16 protein-coding genes are annotated in these 14,679 nt (G+C 43.9%); 4 read left to right on the plus strand and 12 right to left on the minus strand.

Going from position 1 to position 14,679, the window contains the following annotated elements; all coding sequences use genetic code 11:
• Nucleotides 1–48: 48 nt before the first annotated feature.
• From spoIIM to ansA, 6 genes are all read right to left on the minus strand, one after another.
• Nucleotides 49–693 (minus strand): stage II sporulation protein M, encoded by a 645-nt coding sequence (spoIIM, locus tag MOF34_RS16055; protein WP_268400828.1) that lies wholly within the window; start codon nt 691–693, stop codon nt 49–51.
• Nucleotides 694–869: 176 nt separating this feature from the next.
• The gene (locus MOF34_RS16060) at nt 870–1,013 is read right to left on the minus strand and encodes a hypothetical protein (RefSeq protein WP_268400829.1); all 144 of its coding nucleotides are present in this window, start codon (nt 1,011–1,013) and stop codon (nt 870–872) included.
• A 101-nt stretch (nt 1,014–1,114) separates the two neighbouring features.
• The gene (locus MOF34_RS16065; protein WP_268400830.1) at nt 1,115–2,434 is read right to left on the minus strand and encodes a malic enzyme-like NAD(P)-binding protein; all 1,320 of its coding nucleotides are present in this window, start codon (nt 2,432–2,434) and stop codon (nt 1,115–1,117) included.
• 17 nt (nt 2,435–2,451) lie between these two features.
• Entirely contained in the window at nt 2,452–3,858 is a 1,407-nt protein-coding gene (gene mleN, locus MOF34_RS16070; protein ID WP_268400831.1) for a malate-H+/Na+-lactate antiporter MleN, read from the minus strand.
• Nucleotides 3,859–3,999: 141 nt separating this feature from the next.
• A complete protein-coding gene (gene aspA / locus MOF34_RS16075; RefSeq protein WP_019714855.1) occupies nt 4,000–5,427 on the minus strand; it encodes an aspartate ammonia-lyase in 1,428 nt (475 codons plus the stop codon).
• Between the two features lie 47 nt (nt 5,428–5,474).
• Nucleotides 5,475–6,464 carry an asparaginase gene (ansA, locus tag MOF34_RS16080; RefSeq protein ID WP_019714856.1) on the minus strand — a complete coding sequence of 330 codons (990 nt, stop codon included), beginning with the start codon at nt 6,462–6,464 and terminating at the stop codon, nt 5,475–5,477.
• Between the two features lie 181 nt (nt 6,465–6,645).
• On the opposite strand from ansA, the gene ansR reads away from it, so the two are divergent.
• Nucleotides 6,646–6,996, plus strand: a complete 351-nt coding sequence (gene ansR / locus MOF34_RS16085) for an HTH-type transcriptional regulator AnsR (protein ID WP_019714857.1) — start codon at nt 6,646–6,648, stop codon at nt 6,994–6,996.
• Nucleotides 6,997–7,004: 8 nt separating this feature from the next.
• On the opposite strand, the gene MOF34_RS16090 is transcribed toward ansR, so the two are convergent.
• Both MOF34_RS16090 and nudF read right to left on the minus strand, forming a co-directional pair.
• Entirely contained in the window at nt 7,005–8,168 is a 1,164-nt protein-coding gene (locus MOF34_RS16090; protein WP_268400832.1) for a TIGR00375 family protein, read from the minus strand.
• The gene (nudF, locus tag MOF34_RS16095; protein ID WP_268400833.1) at nt 8,165–8,722 is read right to left on the minus strand and encodes an ADP-ribose pyrophosphatase; all 558 of its coding nucleotides are present in this window, start codon (nt 8,720–8,722) and stop codon (nt 8,165–8,167) included. Before nudF ends, MOF34_RS16090 begins: the two co-directional genes overlap by 4 nt.
• Before the next feature lie 73 nt (nt 8,723–8,795).
• Between nudF and mciZ the strand changes: the two genes are divergently transcribed.
• Both mciZ and MOF34_RS16105 read left to right on the plus strand, forming a co-directional pair.
• Nucleotides 8,796–8,918, plus strand: a complete 123-nt coding sequence (mciZ, locus tag MOF34_RS16100; RefSeq protein WP_268400834.1) for a Z-ring formation inhibitor MciZ — start codon at nt 8,796–8,798, stop codon at nt 8,916–8,918.
• A 63-nt stretch (nt 8,919–8,981) separates the two neighbouring features.
• Nucleotides 8,982–9,902 carry an aldo/keto reductase gene (locus MOF34_RS16105; protein ID WP_019714860.1) on the plus strand — a complete coding sequence of 307 codons (921 nt, stop codon included), beginning with the start codon at nt 8,982–8,984 and terminating at the stop codon, nt 9,900–9,902.
• A gap of 31 nt (nt 9,903–9,933) precedes the next feature.
• Here the strand turns inward: MOF34_RS16105 and MOF34_RS16110 are convergent, their stop codons facing one another.
• Nucleotides 9,934–10,158 carry a YqkE family protein gene (locus MOF34_RS16110; RefSeq protein ID WP_019714861.1) on the minus strand — a complete coding sequence of 75 codons (225 nt, stop codon included), beginning with the start codon at nt 10,156–10,158 and terminating at the stop codon, nt 9,934–9,936.
• Nucleotides 10,159–10,322: 164 nt separating this feature from the next.
• Here MOF34_RS16110 and MOF34_RS16115 point away from each other — a divergent pair, with 164 nt between their 5' ends.
• A complete protein-coding gene (locus MOF34_RS16115) occupies nt 10,323–11,243 on the plus strand; it encodes an alpha/beta hydrolase (protein ID WP_268400835.1) in 921 nt (306 codons plus the stop codon).
• A 12-nt stretch (nt 11,244–11,255) separates the two neighbouring features.
• Here MOF34_RS16115 and ftsW read toward each other — a convergent pair whose 3' ends face one another.
• From ftsW to MOF34_RS16130, 3 genes are read right to left on the minus strand one after another with little or no spacing between them, the layout of a single operon-like run.
• Nucleotides 11,256–12,401 (minus strand): putative lipid II flippase FtsW, encoded by a 1,146-nt coding sequence (gene ftsW / locus MOF34_RS16120; protein ID WP_019714863.1) that lies wholly within the window; start codon nt 12,399–12,401, stop codon nt 11,256–11,258.
• Nucleotides 12,398–13,555 (minus strand): rod shape-determining protein RodA, encoded by a 1,158-nt coding sequence (gene rodA / locus MOF34_RS16125; RefSeq protein ID WP_268400838.1) that lies wholly within the window; start codon nt 13,553–13,555, stop codon nt 12,398–12,400. Before rodA ends, ftsW begins: the two co-directional genes overlap by 4 nt.
• Before the next feature lie 15 nt (nt 13,556–13,570).
• Nucleotides 13,571–14,215 carry a helix-turn-helix domain-containing protein gene (locus tag MOF34_RS16130; RefSeq protein WP_268400840.1) on the minus strand — a complete coding sequence of 215 codons (645 nt, stop codon included), beginning with the start codon at nt 14,213–14,215 and terminating at the stop codon, nt 13,571–13,573.
• Between the last annotated feature and the right edge of the window lie 464 nt (nt 14,216–14,679).

Genomic DNA, 14,679 nt, shown 5'->3' on the forward strand with positions numbered 1-14,679 from the left:
TAATTATTATAAACTGATAAATAAAACGATTTTCTTTTAATAATAATTTTAAAAAAGTCTTGATGTAAGCTTTTCCATTAAAACTGGAGATAAATATGCTTCAAAGAAAGATGAAATGAGCGCTAAAAACAGTATGACCAGAAGCACAAAGGCATACCGGCCGAACCACTGAATCGGCGCGTCATGAAGGCTTCGTTTCACAAACAGCTGCCTGATTAACTTTAAAGAAAACGCTATCGCACACGTGCCCATTATGAGATAAGCCGGAATCAGCAGCACATTTTGGGGCAAAACGGAGACAAAGGATAAGAAAAAACCGCTGACTCCCATCTGATTGACAAGGAACCCGACAGTAAAGCCGACAACGATGCCTTTCAGAAAGATCATGATAAAAATAATCGGCATCCCAATGACAGAAATTCCCAATATCCACATCAACCCTAAATACTTTGCATTATGAAAGATACTTTGCCCAAACATATCAGATGAACTTGCCTGTTTTCCATCCGAAAGCTGTCCGAAAAATTGGCTTAAATAGTAGTATAAATCTTCTTTCTGGCTGATGGTCATGCTGTTGACAATAATCGCGCCAAAGATGACACCCATGAAAAACAGGACTGAGACAAATATATAAAGAGAGAGATGATCTTTAACATATTGGAGAAACATGTCCTTATAAGAGATTTTTCGCATACCGTTTCCTCCCGCCCGCTCTAGTGATTTGATTTAATAGATTGTATGAAAGAATCGGAAAAACATGCCCATTTTCAAAAAAGAAATGATAGAGAAGAATGCAAGGCATCTTTTTGAGGCAAAAAAATCCTTCTCATCAACTGCCGTATTGATGAGAAGGATTCTTATGCTTCCGTTTATTCAATATCTCTTTTTTTACTTTTTGCCATTCTTTCATATGTACTGAACGATGGTGTGCTGCCTCCTGATAATAAGAAGGTCGCGTCCGCCATTACTAAAAGCAGATGCTCCCGTTTCTTTTTTGCTCGGCTTTTTGCCATGCTGATTACACCCTTTTTTATTTTCACAGCAATTACAGCAGGCAAATCACATATGATGAGAAAAAACAACACCTGTTTATGCCAGGTGCTGTTTGACTTCTTTATCTGACTGCTGTTAGAGCTGCATGCTCGACCGCAGCTGCTACTTCATGATGGACTTTTGAATCAAGCGGCTGAGGGACTACATCGCCTTGCTTTGTGCAGGCTGCGATGGCCTCTGCTGCGGCAACAAGCATATCATGATTAATCTCCTTGCTTTTCGCGTTGAGCGCTCCCCTAAAAATACCCGGGAAACCGAGCACATTATTAACAGAACGTCCGTCCGCTGCATATGCGGCGCCAGCCTGCAGCGCGGCCTCCGGCTCAATTTCCGGCTTCGGATTCGATAAAGCCAATATCACTTGACCAGAACGTACAAATGCTGGTTTAATTAACCCCGGAACGCCCGTTGTAGCGACGACAATGTCACAGGTTTCCATGAGCTCCTCAATGCTGGCAACTGCCTGTCCGCCGTATTGTTCGAGACGGTTCATTGCAGCCTCCGATTTGTCTGTTCCGTACACAGCTTTCACGCCGTAGGCCATAAACATCCGGCAAATGGCAACGCCTGCTGCACCCAGGCCAATTTGCCCCACTTTCGCTTCTTTCAGGTCAACCCCCGCACTCCTGCATGCCGAAATGGCAGCTGCCAGCGTGACAACAGCTGTACCATGCTGATCATCGTGCATAACAGGGATGTTCAGCTCCTCTTTTAAGCGGTCCTCAATTTCGAAGCAATGCGGCGAGCCGATATCTTCAAGCAGAATGCCGTTAAAACCCGGAGAAATATGCTTTACCGTTTTGATGATTTCTTCAGGATCACTCGTATCAAGCAATATCGGAATGCCACTAATACCCGCCAGCTGATCAAACAGAGCAGCCTTTCCTTCCATAACAGGCATGCCTGCCACAGAGCCAATATTTCCAAGACCGAGAATTGCTGTTCCATCCGTTACAATCGCTACAGAATTACTGATCGTTGTATAAATAGACGCTTTTTCAGGTTCTTTTTCAATCAGCCTGCACACGTCTGCAACACCTGGTGTATAGACACGTCCGAGCTCTGCCAGTGAGCGGATTGGCATTTTGCTTTTTATTTGGATTTTTCCGCCTTCATGGGCGGAGAGGACCTCATCAGACACGGTGTGAAGCCTGATCCCTTCTCCCAAGGCCTGTACAGCCGCGATCACTTCCTGAAGCTGTTCTTCATTCTCCACTTGAACGGTAATATTCCTCATTGTGTAATTGGGACCGACCTTTACCGTCTCCACTTCACCAATATCTCCGCCCAGAAGGCCGATTGCCGTAGCTACCCTTCCAAGATTTCCGGGAACCGAAGGCGTTTCGATCATCAGTGTCCGAATCATGTGTTTCGCTATCATTCAGTGATCCTCCCCTATTAGCCTAGTTTTTCGGCTTTACCTGTATTGTTTTTCGTATACCATATAAATTTTCCTGTATAACCATAGATAATAGCAAGACCTATTGCAACAAAACTGAGCCACATAAACGGCAGATAAGAGAAGGTAGAAACTCCTAGTATCCCCGCCATGTAAATACCGTTATCAGACCAAGGAACCATACCTGAAGTCAATGTTCCCCCGACCTCTGAGTTACGGGATAGCACTCTTCTGTCGATATTTAATCGATCATAGCTGGTTTCCATAATCTTCGGTGTCAAAATAATAGATACATACATCGCACAGCCGAAGATGTTCGCTAAAAACGCTACAATCAGCGTAGATAAAGTGACGTTGCCAGGTGACGTTAATTTCTTTTCAAACATAGAGACGATCACTTTTAAGACGCCAAGCTTTTCAAGCAGACCGCCAAATCCGAGACCAAAGATAATGACGACTAGGGAACCGAGCATTCCGACGATGCCTCCGCGATTTAACAGGCCGTTCAAGAATTCAACATCTGTTTTAATCGAGAATCCGTTGTAGGCAGTTGCAACCGCATCCGCCGGGTTCATGCCTTGGAAAACAACAGCCCAGATAGCTCCAAGCAAAGCGCCAATTACGATTACCGGCATCGACGGCTTTTTCATCGCCAATAAGACAATGACAACAACAGCCGGAATCAGCATCCAAATATGAATGTCAAACGTATTTTGCAAAGAAGATTTCAAAAATTCAACTTTATCAAGATCAATATTTTTCCCGCCGTACATAAAACCAGTAACTGTAAAGAGAATTGCTGTAATCACATATGCTGGCACAGATAAAAAGAGCATAGCCCTAACATGGTCTAAAACATCCACTTTCGATAGAGAAGATGCAAGAACTGTGCTGTCTGAAAGTGGAGAAAGCTTGTCCCCGAAATAAGCGCCTGAAAGAATAGCGCCCGCTACAAGAGGAAGCGGAAGGCCTAATCCTTCTCCAATTGCGATCATGGCAATGCCGGCAGTTCCGACTGTTCCCCATGATGTTCCGGTTGCTACAGACATAATGGAACAGATAATTAACGTTGCTAGTAAAAAGATACTAGGGTGAATAAATTCTAAACCATAGTAAATCAGAGTCGGCACGATCCCTCCGGCGATCCATGTTCCAATAAGCGCTCCTACTGAAACAAGAATCAGAACGGCTTCAAGCCCGTTTGATATACCATACAGAATAGCATTCTGCATATCTTTATAAGAATAACCGAGTCTGATTCCGAGAATCATAGCGATAAACCAGGAAATGAAAAGCGCGAGCTGTATCGGCATATCTAAAAAGACAGTAAATGACATGACAAGTGCTAAAAATAATCCTAGTACAATTATAATTTCGAATAATGTTGGCAGTCTTACATCCTTCAAAAGGAGTCCCCCTTCATGTAAAAAGCTAAAACGCTTTCAATAAATAGTGCAACACGTATACTATACTTCCTCATCCCTATGTTGTAAACAGCTTATTCATCCGGGCTATACGTGGATGAATAAGCTGTATTTTTAAAAATTTTATTTTTCTAATAGTTCTTTTCCTGCAATACCTGGTTTTGTCATCTCAAATGGGTTTAGAATAAGATCTAACTCTTCTTCTGTCAGCACATCATGCTGCAGGCATAGATCACGGACTGATTGACCTGTCATTATTGCTTCACGGGCAATTCGAGCTGCTGCTTCATACCCTAGGTGGGGATTGACTGCAGTAATCACTCCTGCGCTTTTTTCCACGTATTGTTTCAAACGTTTTTCGTTGGCTTCGATGCCTTTTAAGCAATTGTCAGTGAACGAACGGAAGCCGTTGTTCATAATGCTGATGGATTGAAGCAAGTTAAAGACAAGCACTGGCTCCATGACGTTCAATTCAAGCTGGCCGGCTTCTGAAGCAAGGCAGATTGTATTATCGTTTCCGATGACCTGGAACGCAATTTGGTTGATTAGCTCGGCCATAACCGGATTAACTTTCCCCGGCATAATGGATGAACCCGGCTGACGTGCTGGCAGAGAAATTTCCGCAAGGCCGGCGCGCGGTCCTGATGCCATCAAACGAAGGTCGTTTGCGATTTTAGACATGTTCATCATGCAGACCTTTAAGGAAGCCGATACCTCTGTATAGGCATCTGTATTTTGTGTCGCATCAACGAGATGATCAGCTCCGACAAGGGGAAGACCACTGATATCAGCAAGGTGCTTCACAACCTGTTTGATATATTCAGGATCGGCGTTCAGGCCTGTACCCACAGCAGTTGCGCCCATGTTGACTTCATACAGGTGCTGGCGTGATTGCTTGATCCGTTTAATATCACGCTCCAGAACACGGCTGTACGCTTCGAATTCCTGGCCAAGACGAATCGGAACAGCATCTTGAAGGTGTGTCCGGCCCATTTTAATAACAGAATCAAATTCCTGAGCTTTTTGTTTGAACACACTATGCATATCTTCCATTGTTATCAGCAGTTTTTCCAACAGCTTCAATGTGGAAATATGAATAGCGGTCGGGAACACATCATTTGTAGACTGTGACATATTCACATGTGTGTTCGGGCTTAAATGGATATAATCTCCCTTTTGATGTCCCATGATTTCAAGCGCCCGGTTTCCGATCACCTCATTCGCATTCATGTTCATAGAAGTACCGGCACCGCCCTGAATCGGATCGACGATAAACTGATCGTGCCATTTGCCTTCCAGAATCTCATCAGCGGCTTGTACGATAGCTTGGCCAATTCCTTCATACAGCCGTTTCACGTCCATGTTGGCAAGAGCTGCAGCTTTTTTTACAATTGCCAGCGCGTTAATCATTTCTTCATGGATCTTGTATCCCGTAATAGGGAAGTTTTCAGAAGCACGAAGCGTCTGGATTCCGTAGTAAACATCAGCTTCAATTTGTTTTTCTCCAAGAAAATCTTTTTCCACGCGGTATTCTTTTTGGCCGTTTAACATAATCTTTAACCTACTTTCTCTCTTTGTTGGTCATAGTTTCTGACAGTTTACAGAACAACGTCATCAGCAATGGGCGTTTCCATAATTCTCTTGACGACTGGAAGATCTGAAGACTGGCCGAGTGCCCACATCAATTTTGGCACAATTGCTTCTGTGTTCATATTTCTGGATCGGATAATTAAGTCTTGGTTGACTCTGCGGCCGACCTCGTAAATACTCATATCTTCGCCTTCTTCGAGACATTGAGTTGTGATCACGACGACAATGCCGCTTTCGATTAGCTCATTCACTTTTGACAAAATGTCTCTGCCTTCAAACGGCACGCCCCCGCTGCCATAACTCTCTATGACAATTCCTCTGTATATGCTTTTCAGGGCATCAAACATTTCAGGTTTTAAGCCTGGATGAAGCTTGAGCAGACATACATCAGTGCATAGTGAAGTATCAACTGTGAAGGTGTCGTTCTCAGGTTCCGTTACTTGTTTGTTGTATTCGATCCCGTCTTCATTGATAAAAGCGATATATGGGTAATTGATGCTTTCAAATGCGTCGTAGCTTTTCGTTCTTAATTTGATCGCGCGCGTTCCTTGAATGACTCTGCCGTCAAACACAACATAAACGCCGCCCACGCCTTCACAGGCAAAGCGAATCGCGTCTGTAATATTTTTTTTGGCATCGGTTTTTTGGAACGTGATCGGGATCTGCGAACCGGTGATGACAATTGGCTTTTTGGCATACTGCAGCATATATGATAGTGCGGCAGATGTATAGGCCATTGTATCTGTGCCGTGTGTAATAACAAATCCGTCATAGGCATCATAATTTTCCTTAACGGCTTCCGCTATTTCCACCCAGTATTCAGGCTGCATATTGGTGCTGTCTATATTCATAAGCGACTGAGTTTCCATCGTGTAATCGTTATCAAGTTTTGATACGTAACTTAATAACTCATCAGCCTTGACTCCGGGAGCCAGCCCATTTTCTCCTTCAACTGAAGCAATCGTTCCCCCAGTTGTCAACATCAATAATTTTTTCATACCATGCACCTCTTCACTGTCTCTAAAGATGGATTGCGAGAAGGCATTCGCTTTTCGCATACTTTTAATGCAATTATAGACACGGAAAATAAAATACGCAAGACATTATTATTCAATTCGCGTACACTTCCTAATACCTATATGATATAATCAGCTCAAGGTGAAAAAGGAGCGAAAGTTCATGAATCTAGATCGTTTAACTGAATTGAGAAAAAAGAAAAATTGGTCGCTTCAATATACAGCTGACCTTCTGGGTATCGCAAAAAGCACATATGCCGGCTACGAGTCAGGCTACCGGCGGCCTTCGCTTGAGGCACTTGCCATGCTGGCTGACCTCTTTGACACAACCTGCGATGAACTTTTAGGCCGCGATAAACAAAAGCAGACTGCTCCTCAGACCATTGAATTGACCACGTGGAGCAGCCTTAACTTTAACATTTCTGTTGACGGCAAGCCGCTGAGTGAAGACGAAATCATCCAGTTGATCACCTTTATCCGGACAAAAAGAAAAGTGCAGGAGGAACTTGGTTAGTCTTTAACTCACCGTTTAATTTTCCCGTAGGTTCCTCCTCCTCCGGCTTTCAATTCCAGCTTTCCGGATCTCGCTTTTACAATAAGAGCCGCGGTTTTCGGCGGGACAACGCGAGCCAAATCTTCTTCTGCAGCCTCATGAAGAACAGCCATTTCTGTTCCGAAGGCTTTTTTTAGTTTGTCCAGCGTTTTCGGACCAACACCCGGAACAAATTGCAGCGGGATCTGATGTACATATCGCGGACGCGAGACGCGATCTTCAGGCTGATCACTCAATTCACGCAATCTTTCGCTGACTCCCTTAGTAAATCTGGCATTTCCGCAATTCGCGCACACCGTTTCCCCGCTCACAGCAGGTTCTCCGCACGCTTCGCAGGCCGTCAGATAATATTTCCCCAATAACGGGTCCAAGCCGTAATTTGCGGTAATTGTTCTTTCACCCTGTCCCCTTAATGCAAGAACAAATTCAGTAAAATTAGCTGACTGTACATATAGTTCGTTATATTCTCTGCCGATTTTGGCTAACGAATGCGCATCAGAATTTGTTAAAAACGTATACTGATTCAACTCAGATACGTGTGAAGCCATGTCTGTATCACAGCTTAACCCAAGCTCCACCGCATCTATCATAGAGAGATCAAAAACCTCAGTTAAGCTTGATTTAACGCCTTTCCCATATAAGCTTTTATGCGGTGTAAAGATATGAGCGGGGATAAACAGTCCGCCCATTTCCTTCACTTTTTTTTGCAAATTCAAGCCCGTTTCATAAATCCGTTGTGAGCTTAAGTGAATATTTTTCAGCCGCACTGACAGCCAGTTTGAAAACAGCTTCATATCAGCCAGCGTCGGCATAAAGACGAGCACATGGATCGGTCCGCTGCTGGCTTCATCATAAATCTCCAGTTCGCTTCCCAATAAAAGAGTCGTACTGCGATAACGAATCCCCCCGCCGTCAAGCTCGTGATATCTTCCAGATGAAATGCCTTCCTCAAGCTCTAAGATGACTTCCGGAGAATGACAGTCGATAATGCCAAGAAGGTCTATTCCTTTATGTTCACTGGCTTCAACTAAAATTCGGTCCAGTGTTAGCGTTTTGGCGCCTGTTATTTTGACAGCCCTTCCTGTAAAGGTCCGGCCGATATGAATGTGCAAATCCGCGTAAATCTTTTTCATTTTTGTGCTTGGAGCGCTTGTTTCAGCTGAAGATACTGAATCGCATAGGCTGTTTTTGCATCATATACTTCACGCGATTCAACGAGCTTCAGCGCATCTTCAAGCGTCACCTCCATCACTTCAACAAACTCGTCCTCATCAAGCTCCCGTTTTTCTTCGAGTACAGAAAGCTCTTCAGCAAGGAACACGTGAACAATTTCATCAGCAAAGCCGGGCGAGGTATAAAACGCAGTGATTTTTGTCAGTTTTTTCGCTGTATACCCCGTTTCCTCTTCAAGCTCCCGAAGTGCCGTGTACTCCGGCTCCTCCCCTTTTTCAAGCTTTCCGGCAGGAATTTCAACGATTGCTCGCTCAAGCGGCTTGCGGAATTGTTTCACCATAATGATTTTCCCTTCATCTGTGACAGCTAATATGGCTACAGCTCCAGGGTGTTTCACAATTTCACGTTTACTCGTTTTCCCGTTTGGCAGCTCCACGTCCTCAACATAAAGATCAATGACTTTACCTGAAAAGATCTGTTCTTTGGATATTGTTTTTTCTTCTAATGAATTCATTTCTTCATCTCCCGTTCTGTCTCTATATAATGCCCCATACATTTTATCATACTAGAGAAAAGGGGGCTTCTTCGTGAAAGTGCGCCGCATGCCAAAAGGTGTTGTCTTAGTCGGAAAAGCATGGGAGATTCGAGCGAAGTTAAAGGAGTACGGCCGCACATTCCAATATGTGAAAGATTGGGTCTCTAAGCCGTAAAAGTTGAAACTTTAGCTCCTTTATATTACGGTCAATACAAAGCCTAAAAAAAGGAGTGTGCACATGAGAAAGCGCAAACTGGGTACATCTGATTTAGAAATAAGCGAAGTCGGACTCGGCTGTATGTCTCTTGGGACTGAAAAAAACAAAGCCTTGTCCATCCTTGATGAAGCGATCGAGCTTGGCATCAACTATTTGGATACAGCAGATTTGTATGACCGCGGACGCAACGAAGAAATCGTCGGTGATGCCATCCAAAACAGACGCCAAGATATTATTTTGGCAACGAAAGCGGGAAACCGCTGGAATGACGAAAGCGAAGGCTGGTATTGGGACCCTTCAAAAGCTTACATAAAAGAAGCCGTAAAAAAGAGTCTAGCACGGCTGAAAACGGATTATATCGATCTTTACCAGCTTCACGGCGGCACGATAGAGGACAACATTGATGAAACGATCGAAGCGTTTGAGGAATTAAAACAAGAAGGTGTGATCCGTCACTACGGTATTTCTTCCATCCGCCCGAATGTGATAAAAGAATATGTAAAAAAATCAAATATCGTCAGTATTATGATGCAATTCAGCCTGTTTGACAGACGCCCCGAGGAATGGCTTCCGCTTTTAGCGGAACATCAAATCAGCGTAGTCGCCAGAGGTCCGGTTGCCAAAGGGCTCTTAACTGAAAAACCGCTTACACAAGTGGCGGACAGCATCAAACAAAACGGGTACTTATCCTATTCGTTTGAGGAATTGACAAATGCCCGCACAGCGATGGAGAATGTCGCGCCCGATCTGTCCATGACAGAAAAGTCGCTGCAATATCTGTTAGCACAGCCGGCTGTTGCCTCAGTGATTACAGGCGCCAGTAAGATTGAGCAGTTACGGGAAAACGTTCAGGCTGCAAACGCACGGCGTTTAAGCGAAGAAGAAATCAAAGCGCTCCAATCTCATACGAAACAAGACGTTTACGAAGCGCACCGCTCGTAACAAAAAAACCAGCACCTGTGCGGGTGCTGGTTTATTTATATTGCTGCCAATCCAATGGGCTTTCATTAAGGAGCTCTTCAAAGCTTTTGTTTTTTTCGATCTCTTTTTTCTTTCTGATCTGCTCTGCTTTTTCTCTTTCCTGCCTCTTTTCATCCTCTTCCTTCAATTGACTCTTCATCTCCATAAGCTTTGCTTTGATGTCGGATTGAAGGCCATCTTTTAACTGGTGTTTGTCAGCGGATTTTTGTTTTTTCACGCAGACTTCCCCCCCATGTTTTATTTTGAAGCCAGTTTATCACGGAGCATATAGATCGAACAAGCGGACTCTCTTCTGAAAAGTTTTTGATCAGCACAGCACTGTTTAGGTATAATGATTTCAAGTATAAATTTCCTGTATTTAGTTGAAAGGTGCTGTGACTTTTGAAGAGAATCCTTTTGGCCATTGGTGCTCTCTTAACCGCTGTTATCGCAATCGGAATTGTTTTTTCAAATATCATTCTCTTTATCAAGAAAAAGACAGATGAAGACATTATCAAAAGAGAGACAGACGACGGACACGATGTGTTTGAATCCTTCGAGCGAATGGAGAAAACCGCTTTTGTGATACCATCCGCTTACGGGTATGATATAAAAGGCTACCATATCGCACCGCATGACACACCTAACACCATCATTATCTGTCACGGGGTAACAATGAATGTGCTGAATTCCCTTAAATATATGCATTTATTTCTTGGTCTCGGCTGGAATGTGATTGTATATGACCATCGCCGACACGGACAAAGCGGCGGAAAGACGACTAGCTACGGGTTTTATGAAAAGGATGATCTCAGCGAGGTTGTCCGCTGGGTCAAGAATAAAACAGGCCATTGCGGATTAATCGGAATACACGGTGAATCAATGGGAGCTGCGACTGCACTGCTTTACGCTGGTGAACACTGTGAGGATGGCGCTGATTTTTATATTGCCGATTGCCCGTTCGCACGTTTTGATGAACAGCTTGCCTATCGGCTGAAAGTGGAATACAGGCTCCCGTCTTGGCCGCTGCTCCCCATCGCCGACTTCTTTTTGAAGCTGAGGGGCGGCTATCGCGCAGGCGAAGTATCTCCGCTTGCTGTCATTGAAAAAATCAAAAAACCGGTTCTCTTTATTCACAGTAAGGATGATGATTATATTCCCGTTTCTTCAACCGAGCGACTTTATGAAAAGAAACCTGGACCGAAGGCACTGTATATTGCCGATAACGGTGAACACGCCATGTCGTATACGAAAAACCGGGACACATACCGAAAAACGGTGCAGGAGTTTTTAGACAAAATAAAAACGCCAAAATTCAACTAAAAATGAGGCCTTCTATAAAAGATAGGCCTCACTTTTTTTACTCCGCTTAACGTGTGATGAGATGTTGACCAATATTCCGGCTGAAATCAGCATGAACATTAACGAAGAACCGCCATAACTGACAAACGGAAGAGGAATTCCGGTAATGGGGAGAAGGCCTAAAACAGCGCCAAGGTTAAATAACGCTTGAATCATGATCTGGAAGGTAAGGCCGATCGCCAGCAGCTTTCCAAACGGATCATTGATTAGCACAGCGATCCGCACGCCTCTGAACATCATTAACAGGTAAGCTCCAATGATCATCAACAGTCCGGCCCCGCCGAGTTCCTCGGTCATGACTGCCATAATAAAGTCCGTATGGGCTTCAGGTAGAAATCCCAGCTTTTGAACGCTGTTTCCCAAGCCATTTCCCCAGAACCCGCCCGAATCAATGGCAAGGTAGGAATTGATTAACTGGTAGCCGTCTCCGTTTTCATCCTGAAAAGGGTCGCTGAACGATGTCAGCCTTCTTAACCGGTACGGCGCCGTCATAGCAAAATATGCAATGCCGGCCCCGGCCATTGTCCCAAGAAGCAATAAATGCCGTTTTCTGATGCCTGCGCACAATAGAACAGCTCCGCAGCTTAATAGGATCGAAACGGAGGTGCCCAAGTCCGGCTGTTTTAAGATGAGAAAGAACACGGCAGCCAAAATGAGCAGCGGGGGCATGACGCCCTTTCCGAAATTGGCGATGTATCTCTGTTTTTTTGCATACACGTAAGCAAAATAAATAACCATCACAAGCTTCACGGCCTCAGACGGCTGAATGATGAGCGAACCGATTTGAATCCACCTTTGGGAATTGTTTTTCTCCACCCCAATCCCCGGGAGCAAAACGAGAATCAGCATCAAAAAAGAAAGCTTTACTAAAAACCGGATGAGTTTGCCGTAAGCTTTATAAGGGAAGTAGACGGCGGCCGAAAAAAAGGTCAAACCGATAAGCAGCCATTGCAGCTGCTTCACAAAAAAATAGCTGCCATTACCGTGCTTTATATATCCGAGGGGGTAGCCGGCACTGTAAACCATCAGCAAACCAAGCGAAGTTAAAAACAGAACCGATGCGATCAAAACATAATCAAGCTTTTTTAGATGGGAAAGAATCACCTTAAGCACCTTCAATCCCACCCCCTGCCGAACATATAATGCTTAGATCTGATATTCACACTGAAAACGAGACCTAAAGCAATCATATTGGTCAACAGCGCACTGCCGCCATAGCTGATAAACGGAAGAGCGAGCCCTGTCACTGGCATTAATCCGATTGTCATCCCAATATTTTGAAACACTTGGAATATAATTAAACCTGCAACCCCCGCAGATATATAAACACCGAACAGACTATTGGACCGCATCGCAATCCTAATAATTCTGTAGATCATCAGAAAATACAGACAGATTAATGTTACGGCGCCCAAAAAACCGAACTCTTCACCAATCACGGCAAATATAAAATCGGTATGAGCCTCCGGAATTTTCCCTCCTTGAACTTGGACTCCATGGGTAAAGCCGCTTCCTGTCAACTGACCCGAACCTACCGCCACTAACGACTGCGTCAGTTGGTATCCATATGTAGATGCATGTTCATGAGGGCTGAGCCAGCCGTATATCCTGTCAAGCTGATGAGGTTTAATGATCTTTGAAAACATCTCAAAGTAATAATTGTGCAAAAACGTCAAAAAGGCGATTAATGCTATGAATCCAAGTGACAGGGACATGATCATTCTGCCTGAAATCCCCGAGACCAGCATTAACGTGAAAGCAATCGACAAAATCACCAATGCAGAGCCTAAATCAGGCTGAATCAATATAAAGAAAAACGGAATCATTGTGTACAGCATGATTTTACCCGTCGGAATGATGCTCTCTGTGAAGGAGAACCTTTTATGCTGATATTGATTGAGTACCGAAGCCAACAGAAGAATCAAAATAATCTTCATAAATTCTGTAGGCTGAATTTCTAACACCCCGAAGCTTATCCACCTTTGTGAACCATTTTTATAAGTCCCAAAAAAATGAACGAGGATGAGGAGAAAAACAGTTCCCACAAATAACCTGAGCGCCAATCGTTCGAGCAGCTCGTAATCGATATAAGCTGTTCCTGCCATTATGCCAAACCCGACAAGATACCAAATGACCTGCCGTTTGGCAAAATAAAAAGGGTCCTGTGTTTCATACTGCCCCGATCCGCTGTAAACAGCCAGTAAACTGATGCAAAACAGACTAAATAAAATGAGCAGAAGAATGATGTCAATGTTGGTTTGTTTTTGTTTCATCTTTCACATGCTCCATTATGATTTAGGTGACAATTGGTTGAAGACGAGTTGAATCGCTGCGGCGTCATCGATATAGCCAATCGGAAAAATATAATCCGGTATAACATCAACAGGCGCAATGAAATACAGCAAAGCACCGCCTATCAGGAGCATTTCACGCGGCGTCCCCTGACCCGAAGTAAATCTGAAATACATGTCGTGCAAACGGGTCAGGAAAGGACCGATGCCGCTGACTTTCTCGACTTTATGTGCAAACTCGTCCTGAATCGTACGCTTCCCTTCCTCTGTCTGAGAATATTGCTGGTACTCAGTCAATTTGTTTTTCAGCTCTTCCTTCGTAAAACCCCGGTCATAGACATTTGAAGTTTGCAAAACGTCTTCAATTTCATCAATTGATGAGTGAATATCCGGACAGTCGTTGTCCTGCTTCTTCTCCATTGTATAGCCGGCAGCCGTCATCAGCTCATCAAAAGAAACGCCAAGACTGTCTGAAAACTTTTGTAAATGATTCAGGTTTGCTTTTCTTTTGCCATTGATGATTCTCGAAATAGTCGCTTTATCAATTTGCGTGCGTTCGCTCAATTCCCTTAATGATAAAGACCTTTGCCGTAAATGCTCTTTCAGCAGCTCTCCTAGCTGATTTTTCTTTTGTTCATCCACAATCCTGTTCTCCTTTCACATTAAAAACTTACAATCTATCAGTCTAAAGCCTAAGACGGTATAATGATATAGAAGTGTTGTCACAATGTCAACAAATAGCCATAACAGCCCGGAACACCTAGTGATTTCTAGTATAAAGTCGTTGACAATAAAACAAAATAAGAGTGAGCTTGAACTCTCACTCCTTCTTCTATCATGTCAAAACCCCTTCGTTACTTTACGATGATCCAATGATTTTCCTTCTTTTATCGCAATGCCCGTGAACATATGGATGTGGCCTTTGCACGCTGTTACTTCGATATTCTCGACAACTTATCTTTCACAACTTCTACGACAATATTTTGGTTGGCAAACCAATCGCTCGCAACACGCTGGTGGCTACTCGGAACCTTAGGTCTTGCCCGGTTTTTTCTTTCCATAATAAAAAAGCGAAAGGCCTCTTTGAAGTGACCCCCTAAAGTTAG

The sequence above is a fragment of the Bacillus sp. T17B1 genome (genome assembly GCF_026796395.1).
Lineage (GTDB): Bacteria > Bacillota > Bacilli > Bacillales > Bacillaceae > Bacillus > Bacillus spizizenii_A.